The sequence below is a fragment of the Salinivibrio sp. SS3 genome, from assembly GCF_001722105.1.
Taxonomy (GTDB): Bacteria; Pseudomonadota; Gammaproteobacteria; order Enterobacterales; family Vibrionaceae; genus Salinivibrio; species Salinivibrio kushneri.
This window is the reverse complement of the sequence record NZ_MEBQ01000043.1, coordinates 22673-41080: the sequence shown is the minus strand read 5'-3', so window position 1 is coordinate 41080 and position 18408 is coordinate 22673. Positions and strand designations below refer to the sequence as shown.

Sequence of the window (18408 nt, the reverse complement as noted above, 5' to 3'; positions counted from 1 at the left end):
TCATTGAAAAAACCAAAAAATAACACTTACACAACATCGCAAACGCATCATTGCTATCTTGCTGGGATGCACAGTTCAAAGAAGGGAGTCACTATGAAAGCATCTAAACTCGCGGCCGTTGTCTGCGCGGCTGCGTTGTCAGTGGGAACGACCACTTCCACCCTGGCTGAAACGGCGCGTGTCGCCGTCTCTCAGATTGTGGAGCACCCTGCGCTTGACGCCGCCCGCAATGGTCTATTGGATGGCCTGATTGCCAAAGGTTATACCCAGGGCGAGAATCTCGATTTTAAATATCAAACGGCGCAAGGTAACCCCGCGATTGCGGTACAAATTGCTCGCCAGTATGTCGGCGAACAGCCGGATGTCCTTGTCGGAATTGCGACCCCCTCTGCACAAGCGCTCGCGGCCGCTACCCGCGATGTACCAGTGATTTTCACCGCCGTGACCGATCCTGTCGGCGCAAAGCTGGTCAAAAACATGGATGCCCCTAGCGGCAATGTAACAGGACTGTCTGATCTTTCTCCCGTTGCACAACATGTCGCACTGGCCAAAGAACTTTTACCCAACCTTTCTTCTATTGGCGTGGTGTACAACCCAGGCGAAGCAAACGCCGTCACCTTAGTTGAGCTGCTAAAAGAAGCCGCTGAGCAACATGGGATTAAAGTGATCGAAGGGACAGCACTAAAAAGTGCTGACGTCCAGTCAGCCGCACAGGTCGTGGCGACACAGTCTGATGTGATTTATGCCCCAACAGACAACACAGTCGCTAGCGCTATTGATGGCTTAGTCGCCGCTGCTAACGCAGCGGACACACCAGTTATCGGTGGCTCGACGTCTTATATTCCCAACGGCGCAGTAGCGGCATTAGGCTTTGATTACTACTCGGTTGGGGTACAAACCGCAGATTATGTTGCCGCAGTGCTGGAAGGCAAACCGATTTCATCATTGCCAGCCAAAGTGGCCGAAGGATCAGACCTTGCTGTCAATCGCGCAGCGGCTAAGAAACTCGGCCTTGAGGTGCCTGCGTCTCTCTTAGATCGCGCCTCACGCATCGTAGACTAGTTTGTATCAGTCTTGGAGTAGTAAATGACTGCAATTGCGTTCTTCGGCACCTTAGAGGTTGGGCTGATCTATGGCTTGGTCGCACTCGGGGTCTATCTGACATTCCGTGTTTTGGATTTTCCCGATCTGACCGTTGACGGCAGCTTCCCAATGGGCGCTGCCGTTGCAGCAACCATGATCGTTGCCGGCTATAACCCATGGCTAGCGACGGCCGTGGCTATTTTGGCCGGGGGGATCACTGGGCTCGTCACCGCCTTTTTGACCGTAAAATGCGGCATCCTCAATTTGCTCTCGAGTATTTTGACCATGATTGCCGCTTTCTCTATCAACATCCGCATCATGGGGCGCCCCAATATCGCCTTACTCGGGGAAGAAACCATCCTCACACCATTTGAATCACTGGGGATTGCTCCAGCGTATCTTCGCCCCTTAGTGGTGGGTGTCTTGGTGATTATTAGTGGCCTCCTCGTGATCCGCTTATTAGCCAGTGATTTCGGCCTTGGGCTACGCGCCACTGGCGTCAATGCACGCATGGTAAAGGCGCAAGGTGGGAGTACCGCGATGTATACCTACTTTGGCCTGGCGTTATCCAACGCCTTTGTCGGCTTTGCCGGGGCGTTATTTGCACAAACCAATAGCTTTGCTGATGTCACCTCTGGCGTCGGCACCATTGTGGTAGGGCTCGCCGCGGTGATATTGGGACAAACGCTGATCCCTGGGCGTAGAGTCTGGGTGGCCGTTATCGCGGTTATTTTAGGCTCTATCCTCTATCGTCTCGCCGTCGCATTCGCCTTATCGAGTGGCATGTTTGGCTTACAAGCCTCTGATCTCAACTTGGTGACCGCGGTACTGGTTGCCATCGCATTGATTGCACCCAAAATGCGCCAGCAATATCAAAAGTCGAAACGTGCCAAGCAGGCGGAGGTGTCAGGATGATCACGCTTAACAACATTCAAGTCACCTTTAATCCTGGGACCGTGCTGGAGAACCGCGCGTTACGAGGCGTCAATCTCACGATTCCTGAAAAAGAGTTCGTCACCATCATTGGCTCCAATGGCGCGGGGAAATCGACCTTGCTGGGGGCAGTGACAGGGGAAACCCCGATGATTGGTGGTCAGGTTATGATTGACGACATCGATGTGACGAAAAAAGCCGTTCACCAACGTGCCACCCTCGCCGCGCGCGTGTTTCAAGATCCACTTGCAGGCACCTGTGCCTCATTAACCATTGAAGAAAACTTAGCCCTGGCCTTTCGGCGCGGAAAAGGGCGTGGCTGGACACGTGCGCTGGGCAGTAAACGGCGTCAATTATTCCAAGAGCGCATTGCGATTTTGGGGTTAGGGCTAGAAGATAGGCTCGGTGACAGCATCGGCCTGCTTTCAGGAGGCCAACGCCAGGCGGTCAGTTTGGTGATGGCCACTCTATCAGACAGTAAGCTCTTACTGCTTGATGAACATACTGCCGCCCTGGATCCACGTATGGCGGCGTTCGTGATTGATTTGACCAAAACCATCGTCAATGAGTTTAACCTCACGGCGATGATGGTCACTCACTCAATGAAAGATGCCTTGGCCTGTGGCGATCGCACCGTGATGTTACACCAAGGCAATATCGTCCTCGACGTACACGGTGATGAACGCAAGAATATGGATGTCCCACATCTGCTGGAAATGTTCAACAAAGTGCGTGGCGAAACCCTTGCCGACGACAGCTTGCTGCTCGGCTGACACAGCCTTTCACTTCAAGGACAACAGACGGCGCTTATTCCCGAATAAGCGCCCAATTTTCTATTCTGGTTGCCAGATTTTTCGTGATAGCCAGTCTTCCATGCTAGGGTAGCGGTATCTTAGTAAGGGACTGGCTATGAACATTAAAAGCGTTCTGCTCGCTTTATTGGTGGTGCTGATCTGGGGCGTCAACTTTTCCGTCATTAAAGTTGGGCTGGAAACCCTCCCACCCATTTTGTTTTCAGGGTTACGATTTTTTATCGTCGCCTTGCCGGCGGTATTTTTTATTCCGCGTCCTAAGGTAAAACTTTGGCAACTATTCGCGGTAGGACTAAGCCTGGGCGTGATTAAATTTAGTTTGTTGTTTATTGCCATGCAGGACGATGCCTCAGCGGGTATCGCCTCGTTGCTATTACAATCACAAGTGATTTTTACCATTGCATTAAGCGCCCTGCTCCTTAAAGAACATATTACCTTGCCGCAACGCATCGGACTTGCTGTTGCCTTTGTCGGCTTTGGGCTCTTCTTCGTCACGTCAACGGGGAGCGCAACACTCACAGGGGTGGCGATGATCGTTGCCGCTGGCTTTTTCTGGGCCATCGCAAACATGGTGATGAAACAAATGCCAGGCGTCAACCTGATGCACTTTATGGTTTGGGTGAGCTTAATCCCACCGCTGCCACTGTTTGCCCTTTCGTACTGGTTTGAGAGTCATCAACCTCTTGCGCTGTTACAAGCGACACCGTTATCCGGATGGATATCAATTGCTTATGTGGGTTACTTGTCTACACTGGTAGCGTTCGCTATCTGGGGGTGGTTACTCAACCAGCACACCTCGGCTTCGGTTACCCCGTTTGCGCTATTAATCCCGATTGTCGGTATGGCGGCCGCATCGATCGGGTTGGGAGAATCCTTATCGCTGATCGAGTGGATTGGGGCGGCCTTGATTGTTACTGGCTTGAGCCTGTCAGTATTAGGTCGGCGCATTGGCCGCTGGTTGGGACTAAAAACCCGTGCCAGACCTACTTCTGCGCTGTAAGTGATTTACTCGGCCACCACTGATTAAGCAACCTGCCACCCAACGACGGCTGATACCGCCAGCAATAATCAAACATAGCCATTAGGCTGGGATTGCCATATTTGGACAGGCTGACGGCATGAAAGCGATTGTGGTTGGCTTTCAGTGTCTCAACCTTGCTGATCATCGCATCCGATTGCTTAGGCGCGATAAAATCTGACACCACCACTAGATCGGCGTTTTGATAACGATCGCTTTCCATCAGATTGAGCGCTTTATCAATGACTGGCGTCATATCTGTGCCGCCATGAAAACGGTAGGAGAGAAAGCTCATCGCTTCTTGCAAACCACGCTCACCGGTTAACTCGTAGCTAATATGGTCAGTGGAAAACAGCATCACGTAGCAGTCTCGGTGTTCGGTGGCGGCAATTCGCATCAGCACGTACGCGAGGGCTTTAGCACACTGCTCTGGAAAGCCACTCATTGAGCCTGAGGCATCCACGGCAATGATAAACGGCCCTTTCTTTTGTTCCGGCTTAGATTGACTCGGCGCCTGTGTCTCGACTTTTTTACGACGATAGGCCTTGCCGGAAAACTGATAATTAAGGAGCTGTTTGTCGACCAGTTGCTTGTAAAACACCACTTCAAGCGCCGGATCCGCGAGTAACACCGCTTCATTGGGCAACAAGCGATCAACCCGATCACTTTGACAAATCCCCGTGATATCGTCCGGCACATCCACCTGGCGCTCTGGTTTGGTTTTCAGGGTTTCAATGGGCTGTTGGCTGGGCCCAGAAAGATTCACCTGATTGGCCATGCGCCCAAGTTGTTCCGCAATAGCTTGAAGCTCCGGGTTTTTCTCTAGAAACGTAATAAACCGTTTAAGCAAGGTGACGTCTTGCTGAGAAAGAGAGCTTGCCGCCATATCCCACAGCCGCCCCACTTTGCTGATATCGCCTGACTGATCGACACCATCCATTTGCTGATAGGTGGCTATTCGCCGATACAAGTCTTCAAGTAGCTTTTGTTTTTGCGCCTCAACACTGTCGGACTGATTTTTTTGTATTTCCGCTTTTAAATGCGCATGCCATTTGTTGCAAAAGTACGACTGAAACATCGGGTCGGCGTGCTGAGCTTGATGGGCGGCGAGCTTTTCCGCCTGCGGATAGAACGAAGAGACCGATTTTAACTGACTCAGTAAGGTATCAATCTCTTTTTCAAACGCGCGTGCGGTTTTTTCGGTGGCCTGCTCGTAGTATTGAATTTCTTGCTTCAGGGAAGCTGACAACCCTTGCTGCACCAGCTTGCGTTTTGTTTGCCCTCGCCAGCGGTGAAGCTGTTTTTTTACGGCTCGCTTAATCGCTGGGCTTCGTTCCGTCAACACCAGCAACTGGGGGTGAGACATCAACTCTGTCATCGCCGCATCCAGTAACCCAGACTCGGCGAGCATCAACCCCATGTTCAGGCTCTCAGCACTCAGCATGGCTCGCCCCTGAGAAGAACTCACCTAAGCGCGCTAAACGATTAACTTGGCGCTCTAGGTTATCGATCTGCGTTTTAACCTCATGTTCAACATCCACCAAACTCGCTGATGCGATTTCCAGCAGATCCGGTTGCGCAAATAAATGCGGTAACCCAGCATTGAGTTGACTGCGCGCGCGACGAATTAAAAACTGTGCGTGTTGCAATTGCTCAAGCGCCTGATCGGTTTGTTGCTTCCAATCTGCTAGCTGCGATTCGCTGGGATCGTTAACCCCCACCAAGGCCATCGGCACCGGCCGATTAGCGATATCTTTAATGACCAAGGCGTGCTGCGCATCCCACTCTAACGTGAGCCGGCACAGGTGATTGTTTTTATTCACATAGCCATACAAGTCTGTGCTGCCTGTTTTTAACTTTTTCTCAATGTCGGCCGCATCGAGATACACCCAGCGACTGTCACCTTTTTCTTGCTCTGACACCGATGGGTTGGCCCGAAGTAGGACAAAACGCACCAAGTCTCGACTTTGGTTGACCGTGAAGCGAGGCGACTGACTCACGTCAATCATTGCTTTGCGCGTGAGTCCAGCGGTGGCCGTCTCTTGTCTATAGGTCAGCGCCTCAGCCGTATCTTGCTCAATCTCTTCTAACGCCACTTTGACGTCATCGATCAAAGCGAGTACTTCTTGTTGATCGAACAGCACCTCTTTGGCAAATGCCTGCATCACGGTTTGCACTACATCGCGCGATTCTGGGCTATGCCATAGACAGTCTTCCAGTAACAATAAGTCCAGTGGAGCGACTTCGTCACGACCATTGAAAAAAGCGGCCGCTTTTAGCAAACGCACTGCTTTTTTCCACCGGCGATCCGACACATAAAGCTCACTTGGATCAAACTGTGATTGCTCACTGCCGGCATTTTCTACCCGTTGTTTTAGGGTGTAGAGTTTTTCGAATATCGCATCGGGCAGATCCAGTGTGGGAATAATGGTCTGCCAATGCTGATATTCTTGATGGCTAATTTTCAACTTATCGGCCACCGTTGCCTCATCTTGGCTGGGCTCGGTAAGCATCAGTTTGAAGTTTTTCTTCTCTTGGATCCGATTGACGAACACTCGTAGCAACATGCGATCGTACAAGGCATCGAGCCCACTGTCCGGCTCGGGTAATTCGTTGGACGCGGTCACTAATAAACGCATAGGAACAGGATAAACATGCTCGCCATTTTTGAAGGTGCGTTCGTTGACCACGGTCAGCAAGGTGTTGAGGATCGCCGGCCCTGCTTTCCATATTTCGTCCAAGAAGACCACGTCGGCATTGGGCAAATAGCCATCGGTCAAGCGTACATATTTACCTTCATCTTTCAGCGCCTGAATCGAGAGCGGGCCAAATACTTCTTCCGGCGTGGAAAATCGAGTCATCAAGTATTCAAAAAACTGGCTGTTATCAAATGCCTCAATCAATCGTTTAGCGATATAACTTTTCGCAATCCCGGGCGGACCCAGTAAGAAGATACTTTCACCGGCAAGCGCGGCCAACAAACACATCTTGATAGTATGTTCGCGTTCGTACACGCCGCTAGAAAGCGCATTGATGAGGCTGGCTATACGTTCAGGTAGCAAAGCTCGTTGACTGACGGTGGCAAGGTTTTGAGACAAGTGATACTCCGATTTTCATCGCTATATGGGGTATGTTTGTGCTTGATAACCTCGAAGCGCTTGTTGATTTAATCATGGCAAGCCAAGCGCTATTTACCATTAACCGGCCGACTAACCGCACAAAAAACACACCACTATGTAAAATAATATTAATTAATGTATCGATATATCATTAGCACACTTGTCAGATAGTGACATAGATCACTCTCAAGTCAATCTTGTGACACACCTCCTTGTCGTTGCTTGCGGATTAACCTGCTTTGACAACGGGCCAGTGTGAGTGTCCGCCCCACTCGGTCCATGAGCCATCGTAAACCGCCACAGGGTAGGCGAAATAGTGCTCAGCGACAGCGGCCAAGATGCACGCGGTAACCCCCGAGCCACAGCTCGCCACGTTGACCCGCGTATCGCTTAGGTGAGGTAACACGGTCGATCGCGCTTCACCCTCACTGATCACAAAGCCACGTGGATCAGTCAAGCTGACAAAAGGGAGGTTGGTTGCGCCTGGCATATGGCCGCTACGCACACCCTCTCTCGGTTCAGGGACATCGCCACAAAAGCGCGTTTCAGGACGCACATCAATCACATTCATCACCGCGAGTTTGTCTGCCAAGGTGGCACCATCCATATAGCGGTAGGGTTTAAACTGCGTCTGATAGGTCGCTTCGACACGTGGCTGCGGCGGGGTGTTATCAATCAGCCCCTCTGAGGCCATCCATGCAGGTAGGCCACCATTCAGGATAAACACATCTTGATGACCCATCACCTTGCACATCCACCATGCCCGCGCGGCAGAAAACAATCCTTGGGTATCATACACCACCAAGGTATCTTGCGACGCAATGCCTAGTGCGCCCATCTGCTGGGCGAAGCTGTCCTCATCAGGCAGCATATGGGGCAAGCTCGAGGCAGAATCCTTAATACGACCGTCGAAGTCGAAATACACGGCGCCCGGAATCCGCCGTTGTTGCCACTCCTGAAAGCCGTCTCTCGATACATCTGGCATAAACCAACTGGCATCGACAGGGATCACGGTATCAAGGCGTTGGGCCAGCCACTCGGCAGTTACAAACACTGACATGTTGACAGTTCCTTTTCATCGTTGATTGACGGCTTACCACCCTTTCACAAGATATTGACCTTTCTCATCTGGTGTCAGCCTGCGTTTTTACTCATACTGAGAGCCTCGCATTGAAGATGCAACTCAATGAGGATGTGAATGACACCGTCTCGCGTGATCAGTGGCACTATTTTACTGTTTCCCACTTTGCTACTTGCGCCAAGTGCAGCCTTGGCGGCTGGCTTTGGATTAACGATTGAAAACGACAGCCCATTGGGGGTCGACAACCAATACACCAGCGGCGTTTATGCCCACTGGCATGCGGATTGGTCTGATGATTTGCGCGCCAAATCGGTTAAGCCGATTCGTTGGTTTGCCGAGCAACTTCCGCTCAACGAGTCGGCAAGGCAAGGCTGGAGTGTGGATATTGGGCAAATGATGTGGACGCCCAATGATATTACCTATACCACACCTCAACCCGAGGAACGTCCTTATGCAGGGTTGATATTTATCGAGCCCGGTCTCTACCAGCAGACGCCAGAACGGGTCGATAAGTGGTCACTGATGCTTGGTATGGTTGGCCCCGCCTCACAAACCGAAGAAGGACAGTCTTACGTTCATGACCTCATCGACTCGCCCGACCCAAAAGGCTGGAACTATCAAGTGGAAAATACCCCAGTAGCGCAGCTTGCCTATGAACGCCACCAGCTTTTACGCCGTAGCGAGCATCAAGAATGGGGGGTGACAGGCCGAGCGGATATCGGCAACTTCCGTAGTGAGTTGTCAGCAGGCCTTAGCTACCGAGTGGGGCTGGATCTTGCTAACACCTACGGTGGCATTAGTTTCGAGCCTGGCCGGCACCTCGATAGCCGCTTGTTTGAAGCCAGTGAAAAAGGCGCCTTCTTGTATACCGCTATCCAAGGACGCTATCGTGCCAATGACATCACCATCAATGGCGATAAACCGCCAGAAAATGCAGATATCGACATGACCCACTGGCAAGCCAGTGCCGCAGCGGGCGTGGCGTTTTATCAACCCCGCTGGGGCACGGATATCAGCGTCGTACTGCATACCAAGGATTATGAGCAAGCGATCGATAACACTTATAGTTACGCGTCCTGGACCGTGCACTATCGCTATTAGTAATAGTGCGATTCCCTCTCCCACTATCGTGAGGGAGCCGCCGCCGTTTTCGCACTGCGCGATAGCGTTAACTTATCGGAGAATTTCATCCACAATAGAGACGCGAGAATCATCGCAATACCCAACCACTGAAGCGGTTGTAGCGTCTCGTCAATCCAGAGTACCCCCAGGGTCACGGCCGTGAGCGGATTAAGGAACATGATAATCGATTGGCGATTAGGCCCCAGCACGGTAATAGAGCGGATATAGGCCCAATAACCGACAGCCGTATTGAGCACAATCACCCATATTAAACCTGGCACCGCGTGCAGTGTTGGCGCTTGTGGTGGCCCCGCTAGGATCCAGGCAAAGGGGATTAACATCGCACCACCCAGTACCAACTGCCACGCGGTCAAACCAAAGATATCTTTGGCTTCCCATCGCTTCATCCACAATGTTGACTGTGCGACAAAGAAGGTTGCTAACAGCATGGCGCCCGCCCCTACCCAGTCTATGTTTGTGGACGGGTTAAGCAACAATCCCACCCCGACAAGCCCAAGTAATGCCAAGCTAAGCAGCTTAGGCTCTGGCCGTTTTCCCTCCGTTAACCACTGCAAGAGCATCAGAACGAGCGGTAAGGTGGCCCCTAACGTGCCCGCCACTGCGCCCGGTAGTCGATATGCCGCGATAAATAACAGTAAAAAGAAAGCAGCAATATTGAAAAAGCTCACTGCGAGCATTCTCGGCAAACTCAAGGGTAAACCACGGCGACTGATCAACAGCATTAAGATCCCGGCAGGCAGCGCCCGCCAGACCGCCATCCAGTAAGGGGAAAGATCCCCCAAGTACAATGCAACTGCCGAATAAGTACTTCCCCAAAAAATGGGGGCGAGAATCGCAATAAAATAATGCATCACCTGTCTCCATTTATCTTTATGTGAAGATAGATTAGCCGAAAAATTGATCAGCATCAAGTATCTTTACAAAAAGATAAATGGTTGTGGGCGAAGAACGCCAGCGTAATCATGTAGAGCTGCTATGCTTATTTATCGGTAAAACAGGGGGATACTAGAATGATTAACACCGAAAATGCCGTCGTTTTGTTGATTGATATGCAAGGCAAGTTGGCGCAAAAAGTAGTGGGAAGCGAGGAGTTACACCAAAACGTGGCTCAACTATTACGTGGGTGCCAACACTTCGATATACCTGTCGTTTGGGTAGAACAACTGCCTGAAAAGCTTGGCGCAACAACGCCAGCACTCGCTGACCTCATGCCAGACAACACGCCGATAGCTAAGTATACATTTAGTGCTTTTGCCGAGCCGCAAGTTGAGCAGGTACTGAATTCACTTAACCGCAAACAAGTGATTTTATGTGGCATTGAGACACATGTTTGTGTGTATCAAACCGCCTGTGATCTACTTCGCCATCACTATCATGTGCACCTTGTCACCGATGCGACGTCATCCTGTCAGCCTGCTCACTACCAAAGTGGCATCACGATGATGCAACAGCATGGCGCCTGGGTCACCGTGGTCGAAGCCTTGTTGTTTGAATGGCAACAACACGCAGGGGGCCCAGACTTTAAAGCGTTTTTGTCACTCATCAAGTGAGCACTCAGTAGATCTCTAATGATTTGTATCACGTAGTGGAGGGCGTTAGGCGCAAATATCGATTTAAGAAAACGAAAAATGAGACTTGTGCCGCATTATCCTCCTAACAATTTAATTAGTGGTCTAATATTATTTGGAACGCATGTTTGAAAAGGAAAGGAAGCATATGTACAAACGATTACTCTCAGCCGCTATTCTCTCGCTCTCGGCATTACCGGCCAGCGCAGATGATCACGCCTGTGGCAAAGTCACTATCGCTGACATGAATTGGAACTCTGCCAGCCTGATTGCCAACATTGATCAGTTTATTTTAGAGCATGGCTACGGCTGCGATGCCGAGCTTGTGCCTGGTGATACCATGCCAACGGGCACCTCGATGATTGAAAAAGGTGAACCCGACATTGCGCCCGAGTTTTGGAGTAACTCGATGCGCGAAGGCCTACAACGCGGTATCGATGAAGGGCGAGTTCGCTACGCAGGTAGTGCATTTGTTGAAGGCGGCGAAGAAGGCTTTTGGATCCCGCGTTATATGGTCGAAAAGCATCCTGAACTGAAGACTATTTCAGGGATCAAAGCGAACGCTGATTTATTTCCCCACCCAGAAGATGCCTCAAAGTCTGCTTTTTATGGCTGCCCCGCGGGCTGGAGCTGCCAAATTACCTCAGAAAACCAATTTGAGGCTTTAGATCTGGCTGACAGCGGCTTTGAAATTGTCGATCCGGGCTCTGGTGCAGGCCTTGCCGGCTCAATCGCCAAAGCTTACGAACGCGAAGAAGCGTGGTTCGGTTATTACTGGGCACCGACAGCGGTATTGGGTAAATATGATATGGTCAAGGTGGACTTTGAAACAGGTACAGACGTACAGCATTATAAAGACTGTATTACCGCCAATGATTGTATGGATCCGAAAGCGACCATGTATCCGGCGGCTGACGTCGATACCGTAGTAACAGAACGCTTTGCTACTCGCGCCCCCGAGGCGCTGACATATTTAAAACAACGTGGTTTTACCAATGACCAAATGAATGGTTTACTCGCCTGGATGGAGGACAACCAGGCCGATGGGGAATATGCGATGACCAACTTCCTCATTAATCATGAAGACATTTGGACACAATGGGTGCCCAGTGACGTCGCTGAAAAAGTAAAAGACGCTCTGTAACCTTGCAACAGTCAGCGTGGTACTGCCGCTGCGCTGACTCTCCTTTAGCAGTATAGGAACAATAACAATGGCTGATTCATGGCTAACGGAAGTGCCAGAAATGAGCAGGCGCGATCTGCTCGCTATTCGACAAACACTCGACGGCGCATATCGCAACTTCTCTCGCGAATATGGTGAAGGTATTGAAGCCTTCTTTGACCCTCTCCTCCACTTTCTTGTTTGGTTCGAAGATTTGCTCCTCGCCACACCTTGGTGGCTGGTGATTGCCGTACTGGCCGGTATCGCGTACCTCGCCAGTCGCTCTTGGAAGCTCCCGACAGCTGTGGTTGTTTCTTTCACCCTGATTGCCTACTTAGGGATGTGGGAGGACACCATGAGCACCATGAGTATCATTTTGGTGTGTACACTGGTCGCGATTGGCGTGGGTGTGCCGATAGGCATTGCGATGTCCAAGTCCAATCGTACTCAGGCCATGGTCACGCCGTTACTGGATATTATGCAAACTATGCCTGCGTTTGTGTACTTAATCCCAGTGGTAATGCTATTAGGTATTGGCAAAATCCCCGGGGTTATCGCGGTGGTTATCTATGCCATCCCGCCAGTCATTCGTTTGACCAATCTGGGTATTCGGTTAGTCGACAAAGATGTGCTAGAAGCAGCGACCGCCTATGGCGCTAATGGTTTTCAACGTTTATTCCAGATCCAGCTCCCCCTGGCAATGCCAACCATCATGGCAGGCATTAACCAAACCATTATGATGGCCTTGGCGATGGTGGTCATTGCCTCCATGATTGGCGTTTCAGGCCTTGGACAACCTGTGCTTAAATCGATTACCAATCAATACTTTACCTTGGGCCTTCTCAACGGTCTCGCCATTGTGGTGATTGCGATTATTTTCGATCGTGTGTCTCAAAGCTACGCCAAACGTTCCCAGCAGCATCTCAAAGGAGGCGATCATGACTAAGCCAGTGCAGGACATCTTAATTGAGATCCAGGGCCTATATAAAGTGTTTGGCGACCACCCGCAAAAGGTGATGCCTGCGGTCAAAGCAGGAAAAAGTAAAGACGCCTTATTGCAAGAAACAGGGCACACCATTGGCCTCAGTGATATCAACCTCTCTATTCGCCGCGGGGAGGTCTTTGTGATCATGGGCCTATCGGGCTCCGGCAAGTCAACCTTAATTCGTCATTTCAATCGTTTGATAGATCCCACCGAAGGTGAAATCCGCGTGGAAGGCACCGATATCATGAAGCACTCGCAAAAAGAGTTGCAGGCGTTTCGACGCCATAAGATGTCCATGGTGTTTCAACGTTTTGGCCTACTCCCGCACCGCACAGTAAGAGAAAATGTTGGGTTTGGTTTGCGAATCCAAGGGGAAGGAAAAACGCAACGCGATCAAAAAGCGGATCAATGGTTGTCGACTGTGGGTCTTGACGGCTACGCCGATCAATATCCGGCACAATTATCTGGCGGACAACAACAACGTGTCGGCCTCGCGCGCGCCCTCTGCACCGATGCAGAAATTTTGCTGATGGATGAAGCATTTTCCGCGCTTGATCCGCTCATTCGCAGTGAGATGCAAGACCAGCTGATAGAACTGCAGGAAAAATTGCACAAGACCATCATTTTTATCACCCATGATCTTGATGAAGCCTTGCGGCTGGGCGACCGTATTGCCATTTTACGTGATGGTAAGCTCGTGCAAGTGGGTGAGCCGGTCGATATCTTGCTCCAACCGGCCGATGACTATGTCGAAGCCTTCGTAAAAGACGTTAACCGTGCTCGCGCATTAACGGTCGAAACCGTGATGCAGCCACAAATCTGCCGCATCAGTGCCAATACGATTGGCGATGCGATTCAGCAGATGCGTCAACAAAAAGCCAATTATGGCTATTACATCACAGAAGATGGCTATCAAGGCACATTAAGCCAAAAAACCCTCAGTGATAAAGATCCAAGCGGTGATATTGAGGCAAGCCTCCTTGAAGACGTACCGGCCATTGAGCAAGACTCGTTATTGGAAACCGTCATCCCAGATACATTGGAGTCCAAATGGCCGCTCCCCGTGTTTGATAATCAAGGCGAGCTTATAGGCCATCTATCCAGACAGACGGTCGCAAACATTCTCAGTGAAAGCGCTCAGAAAGGGTCTGCGTTATCTGAGGATCAAAACTCACCGAAAAAGGCCAGCTAGCAACCAATACACCATCATTCGCTGTTAAAGCGCCCCTCCAGTCGGGCGCTTTTTTCTTGTCGTTACGTCTGCTTTGCACACTTTTTTAGCCCTCCTCTGGGGCTGCACCTGCGCCACGTTCAAATAAATGAACGGTGATCTCACTCCCAAATCACATTATTGAGACACCTGTCATTCTAATGAAACAGTGGCTCCTTAATCTGCGGCGCATCATTAGATTAGGCAGTTGACAGGAAGTAACATGAGCGTAAGACAGCGGTTATTGATCGCCTTCACCCTCTTTATCGCCTCGACCATCGGACTTGGTAGTCTCGCACTTTGGATATCGGCTCGCTCCGCAGATGCCTCAGCCGAATATGTGAATCATCAACTTCCCGAAGTATGGGCGCTTTTAGCTCTTGAGCGGGATCACCGCGACCTCGTCAATCTGTCGCAAAAAATCAAAGCACAAGTCTTGTTTTGGAACGAGATCACCCCTGAGTTTGAAAAACTTCAGCAGCGTTATCAACAGAGCTGGCAAGCGCTATCACAGTATCCGTCTTTGTCGGACTGGCGTGCCGAACAGCAAGAAGGTAAAAAGAAGTTTGACCAATACCTCACCAAGCTTGCTAAAACGGTCGACAGTAAAAGCTTTTACGATGCAGGGCGTCTTGTGGACTTTGATCTCTATCCTGCCGTTGACCCCATGTTAGCAGCCATCAACGAAAAGCTGACCGAGCGTCAAGATAACGCGAAAAACTCTGCCAGTGCGCTTATTACTTTTTTGCATCAGCAATCGAACATTGTCTATATCGGTTGTGGGATCACACTACTGCTGGCCTTGGGACTGATGACGTGGCTGCGAAAAACCGTGGTGGTGCGTCTGGATCATATTGCTACGTCCCTGACGGATATCGATAAGCGCTCCGATCTCTCCGTGCGTTTATTCGATAAGTATCAGGATGAAGTCAGTGCCGTCGCTCGCGCATCAAATAACTTGCTCGATAAGTTCAGTCACTTTGTTACCGATATACAATCGCGAACATCAGCGCTTGATCAACAGTCGGATACGTTAGACCAACAAAGTACGCAAGTGGCGACGATTAACCAGCAAACACGGCAAAACGTTAACGATGTCGCGCAATCGCTGACCGTTATGGAAAGCGCAACCACGGAAATTGCCAACGCCATTCATGATACCCGTGAATACATCGGCAAAGTCTCTCAAGACAACGATGAAATTCAAACACAAATGAGTGCGACAGAAGCCTCAATTGCCCATAGCGTCAAAGTGGTTGAAAACGTCTCGAGTACCATGGCAACGCTGAAACAAACCAGTAACCAAATCGCCGGCGTCATGGATGTGATTGAGGGCATTGCAGAACAAACCAACTTGCTCGCCCTCAATGCTGCGATTGAAGCCGCGCGCGCCGGTGAGCATGGGAGAGGCTTTGCCGTCGTTGCTGATGAAGTGAGAAGTTTGTCTCAACGCACAGCTCAATCAACTGGCGACATTCGAGGTTGGATCAATGATTTACTCGGCCAAGTCGATACCGCCAATACCCTGCTAACGGAAACACAGTCAGCCAGTGCTGACAATCAGCAAGCCAGTGTCCGACTGCAGAGCTATTTAGGCGAGATGCACACCACCTTCCAGGGGCTTGAACAGCTCAGTGCGGAAGTGGAAGCCGCTCTGGACTCTCAGCATAAAGAAATTGCTCACCTCACCCAGCAGCGTCGCGCGCTCAAACAAGGTAGCCAGTCACTCACCGATGCAATCGATACTACCAGTGATGTCAGTGGCCAGTTAAGCCATCAATCCAGCGCGTTGACACAATTAACTGACCAATTTCAAACCTAACGGCCTGGTTTGATAACCGCTTCACAGGGTATAGAGGACGCCCCTTTTTCACAGGGGCGATTTGGCTCAAGCATTCTTAATGCGTGCGAAACCGGCCGCCAGATCGGCAATCAGATCGTCAACGTCCTCTAAGCCGATATGTAGCCTGACAAGCGTGCCGGAAAAATCCACCTTACCCACAGGGCGGATGCGATTGAGTTGCTCTGGCTGATTGGCCAACAATAACGACTCAAAGCCGCCCCATGAATAAGCCATACTGAAATGCTGCAAATGATCACAAAAAGCGTCTAATTGCGCATCAGACAAACGCTGCGCAAACACAAACGAAAAGAGGCCATTACTGCCTATAAAGTCTCGCGCGAAATAGCGGTGCCCGGGACAGTCGGCAAATGCAGGATGGAGCACGCTTGCCACTTCCGTTTGCTCATTCAACCAATTAGCCACCTGTAAGGCATTTTCCTGATGCTGGGCAAGTCGCACATCGAGCGTTCTTAATCCACGAGCGGCTTGGTAAGCAGTATCAGGATCGACCGTTTGCCCCATTAAATAGGCACGCTCACGCAAGGTTGGCCAGCAGCGGGCATTGGCAACCGCGGTACCTAGCATATTATCCGAATGACCAATAATATACTTGGTCCCGGACTGAATCGAAATATCTACGCCTTGCACTAACGGTTGATACAAGCGACCTGCTGCCCAAGTGTTATCCATCATGATGATTGCATCTGGCGCTCTTTCTCTTACCGCTTGAACGATTGCTGGCGTATCGTGCACTTCCATGGTGTAAGAGCCGGGTGACTCCAGAAACACAACCCGTGTATTTGGCGTGATACGTTGACCAATCTCCGCGCCCTCGAGAGGATCAAAATACTCAGTCTTCACCTGCATATCGGCGAGAATTTTCTGGCAAAAATCTTGGGTTGGCTCATACGCCGATCCTGAGACCAAAATATGGTCACCGGTTTTCACAAACGCGAGGATACTGTTTGCGATGGCCGCTGCACCACAGGGAAAGAGTGCGCATCCCGCACCTTGCTCAAGCTCGGTCATGGCATCTTGCAGCGCAAAATGGGTGGTGGTTCCTCGTCGACCATAGAACAAGGTTTGTTGGTGACGATTGACAATCGCGTGCTTCTTCTCAGCTAACGTATCGAAAACAATTGAAGAGGCACGTTGTACGACTGGGTTGACCCCACCAAGGGTATAGGCTTTACGGCGTCCAGCATGTATTAGCTGTGTACGACTGTATTTCTTTTCCATCGTTCACTCATCCTAGGTTGACTGACTTATAGCCTACGGGTTTACACAAAGGCAGTAAAGACATTTAGATGGCTAAAAATAGATTTTATGACATCGATTTGGCTATATGTCATAGCGCTCAGCACTAACTCATTCAGCCTATTGATATTCGCGATCCATATTGATTACAGTACTAAGTAGATCACAGTTTCGCTATTCTCTCCTGGCACCACTATAAAAACGTATATACATTGTATATCTAAAAGATAGGCGTATTGGCATGGCAAAAAAAGAAAAAGCAAAGAAAGACAGCCAGTTACTAGTAAGAATCAATAGCGAGCAACGCGATGCCTTCTTAGAGGCCTGCGACGAACTGGACACATCCGCAGCACGTGAAATACGCCGATTTATTAAACAGTTTTTAAAAGACCACGAAACGAATAAATCATCGTGATCACACCTGGGGTGGACATGCCGGCCCCGTCCACAGCATTGAAGCTGTACTGCAGTGGCAAACGCTTCGGCAAATCCTCATTAAGGAGAGAAATCATGGCGAAAGCGTCGAAAAAAGATCTGAAAAAATCAATTAAGAAAACAAAAGCGAAAGTTGCGAAGCAGGAAAACAAGCTGAAGAAGCTTAAAAAGCAACTAAAAAAAGCCTAAATCACAGGCTGATACGCAATAAAAAGCTCGGCACTGTGACCGAGCTTTTTCATGTCATCAACGGCGATTGGTCGTGTTCGGGCACTGAACGTGTCTCTCACTCCGGCAATGCAGGCTCCACCGTAAATCGTCCAACATCAACGCCCACCACTTTGACCTGATCGCCAGCCAGCAATGTGCAATCACTGGCGGCCGAACTTAGTTGCAGTTGCCAAGTGACACCTGAGTATTTTACCGTCGATGTTTGCTCTCGGCTCAACGGCTCACTGAGCGTCAAGGTCAATCCGATAAAATCACTATGGCGATTATCCGGGCGTCGTCCGCCCCGTTGTAACTGTTTAAGTGGCCGCCACAGCATGGCAGTTAACAAGCCTGCACCTATCCCGGTGCTGCTAAATAACGCCGTCACCGTTTCTGGCACAACGCCGACCATCGCCAAGAGTCCCACCAAAATAGCAGCAACACCGGTTGCCAATAACACAATGGTCGATAAACCCAGTAGCCAGACTTCAACGGCTAACAGTAACAAGCCCACAATCACGGTTAATTCTGCAAGGTAGATACTCACAC

At 50.3% G+C, this 18408-nt stretch carries 18 protein-coding genes; 12 read left to right on the top strand and 6 right to left on the bottom strand.

Annotated features, from left to right (window positions below; genetic code table 11):
* Positions 1 to 93 precede the first annotated feature (93 nt).
* The 4 genes from BGL48_RS12030 to BGL48_RS12015 all read left to right on the top strand — a co-directional run bounded on the left by BGL48_RS12030 (position 94) and on the right by BGL48_RS12015 (position 3828).
* Positions 94 to 1062, top strand: coding sequence for an ABC transporter substrate-binding protein (locus BGL48_RS12030; RefSeq protein WP_069362864.1), 969 nt, complete (start codon positions 94 to 96; stop codon positions 1060 to 1062).
* 24 nt (positions 1063 to 1086) lie between these two features.
* Complete coding sequence (locus tag BGL48_RS12025) at positions 1087 to 1998, top strand: ABC transporter permease (RefSeq protein ID WP_069362863.1); 912 nt, start codon at positions 1087 to 1089, stop codon at positions 1996 to 1998.
* Complete coding sequence (locus tag BGL48_RS12020; protein ID WP_069362862.1) at positions 1995 to 2789, top strand: ABC transporter ATP-binding protein; 795 nt, start codon at positions 1995 to 1997, stop codon at positions 2787 to 2789. Before BGL48_RS12025 ends, BGL48_RS12020 begins: the two co-directional genes overlap by 4 nt.
* Positions 2790 to 2925: 136 nt before the next feature.
* Complete coding sequence (locus tag BGL48_RS12015; RefSeq protein WP_069362861.1) at positions 2926 to 3828, top strand: EamA family transporter; 903 nt, start codon at positions 2926 to 2928, stop codon at positions 3826 to 3828.
* On the opposite strand, the gene viaA is transcribed toward BGL48_RS12015, so the two are convergent.
* The 3 genes from viaA to BGL48_RS12000 form a co-directional block, all read right to left on the bottom strand.
* Positions 3812 to 5290, bottom strand: a complete 1479-nt coding sequence (gene viaA / locus BGL48_RS12010; RefSeq protein WP_069362860.1) for an ATPase RavA stimulator ViaA — start codon at positions 5288 to 5290, stop codon at positions 3812 to 3814. The two genes, BGL48_RS12015 and viaA, sit on opposite strands and share 17 nt — an antisense overlap.
* A complete protein-coding gene (locus BGL48_RS12005; RefSeq protein WP_069362859.1) occupies positions 5277 to 6944 on the bottom strand; it encodes an AAA family ATPase in 1668 nt (555 codons plus the stop codon). Before BGL48_RS12005 ends, viaA begins: the two co-directional genes overlap by 14 nt.
* A 250-nt stretch (positions 6945 to 7194) precedes the next feature.
* Positions 7195 to 8025, bottom strand: coding sequence for a sulfurtransferase (locus BGL48_RS12000; protein ID WP_069362858.1), 831 nt, complete (start codon positions 8023 to 8025; stop codon positions 7195 to 7197).
* 138 nt (positions 8026 to 8163) lie between these two features.
* On the opposite strand from BGL48_RS12000, the gene BGL48_RS11995 reads away from it, so the two are divergent.
* Positions 8164 to 9147 carry a lipid A deacylase LpxR family protein gene (locus BGL48_RS11995; RefSeq protein ID WP_077599697.1) on the top strand — a complete coding sequence of 328 codons (984 nt, stop codon included), beginning with the start codon at positions 8164 to 8166 and terminating at the stop codon, positions 9145 to 9147.
* Between the two features lie 23 nt (positions 9148 to 9170).
* Here BGL48_RS11995 and BGL48_RS11990 read toward each other — a convergent pair whose 3' ends face one another.
* On the bottom strand, positions 9171 to 10040 hold the full coding sequence (locus BGL48_RS11990) for a DMT family transporter (protein WP_069362857.1): 870 nt from the start codon (positions 10038 to 10040) through the stop codon (positions 9171 to 9173).
* Between the two features lie 159 nt (positions 10041 to 10199).
* On the opposite strand from BGL48_RS11990, the gene BGL48_RS11985 reads away from it, so the two are divergent.
* The 5 genes from BGL48_RS11985 to BGL48_RS11965 all read left to right on the top strand — a co-directional run bounded on the left by BGL48_RS11985 (position 10200) and on the right by BGL48_RS11965 (position 15936).
* Positions 10200 to 10739, top strand: a complete 540-nt coding sequence (locus tag BGL48_RS11985) for an isochorismatase family protein (RefSeq protein WP_069362856.1) — start codon at positions 10200 to 10202, stop codon at positions 10737 to 10739.
* A 166-nt stretch (positions 10740 to 10905) separates the two neighbouring features.
* Positions 10906 to 11901, top strand: a complete 996-nt coding sequence (locus BGL48_RS11980) for an ABC transporter substrate-binding protein (RefSeq protein WP_069362855.1) — start codon at positions 10906 to 10908, stop codon at positions 11899 to 11901.
* Between the two features lie 67 nt (positions 11902 to 11968).
* Positions 11969 to 12865: an ABC transporter permease gene (locus BGL48_RS11975; protein ID WP_069362854.1), complete on the top strand. Its 897-nt coding sequence runs from the start codon at positions 11969 to 11971 to the stop codon at positions 12863 to 12865.
* A complete protein-coding gene (locus BGL48_RS11970) occupies positions 12858 to 14096 on the top strand; it encodes a quaternary amine ABC transporter ATP-binding protein (protein ID WP_069362853.1) in 1239 nt (412 codons plus the stop codon). Before BGL48_RS11975 ends, BGL48_RS11970 begins: the two co-directional genes overlap by 8 nt.
* A 241-nt stretch (positions 14097 to 14337) precedes the next feature.
* Positions 14338 to 15936: a methyl-accepting chemotaxis protein gene (locus BGL48_RS11965; protein ID WP_069362852.1), complete on the top strand. Its 1599-nt coding sequence runs from the start codon at positions 14338 to 14340 to the stop codon at positions 15934 to 15936.
* A gap of 66 nt (positions 15937 to 16002) precedes the next feature.
* Here BGL48_RS11965 and metC read toward each other — a convergent pair whose 3' ends face one another.
* Positions 16003 to 17196, bottom strand: a complete 1194-nt coding sequence (metC, locus tag BGL48_RS11960; RefSeq protein WP_069362851.1) for a cystathionine beta-lyase — start codon at positions 17194 to 17196, stop codon at positions 16003 to 16005.
* A gap of 259 nt (positions 17197 to 17455) precedes the next feature.
* Between metC and BGL48_RS16285 the strand changes: the two genes are divergently transcribed.
* Both BGL48_RS16285 and BGL48_RS16155 read left to right on the top strand, forming a co-directional pair.
* Complete coding sequence (locus BGL48_RS16285; RefSeq protein ID WP_167483336.1) at positions 17456 to 17629, top strand: hypothetical protein; 174 nt, start codon at positions 17456 to 17458, stop codon at positions 17627 to 17629.
* Positions 17626 to 17838 (top strand): hypothetical protein, encoded by a 213-nt coding sequence (locus BGL48_RS16155; RefSeq protein WP_131828056.1) that lies wholly within the window; start codon positions 17626 to 17628, stop codon positions 17836 to 17838. Before BGL48_RS16285 ends, BGL48_RS16155 begins: the two co-directional genes overlap by 4 nt.
* A gap of 97 nt (positions 17839 to 17935) precedes the next feature.
* On the opposite strand, the gene BGL48_RS11955 is transcribed toward BGL48_RS16155, so the two are convergent.
* A complete protein-coding gene (locus BGL48_RS11955) occupies positions 17936 to 18406 on the bottom strand; it encodes an NfeD family protein (protein WP_369801971.1) in 471 nt (156 codons plus the stop codon).
* Positions 18407 to 18408: the final 2 nt, after the last annotated feature.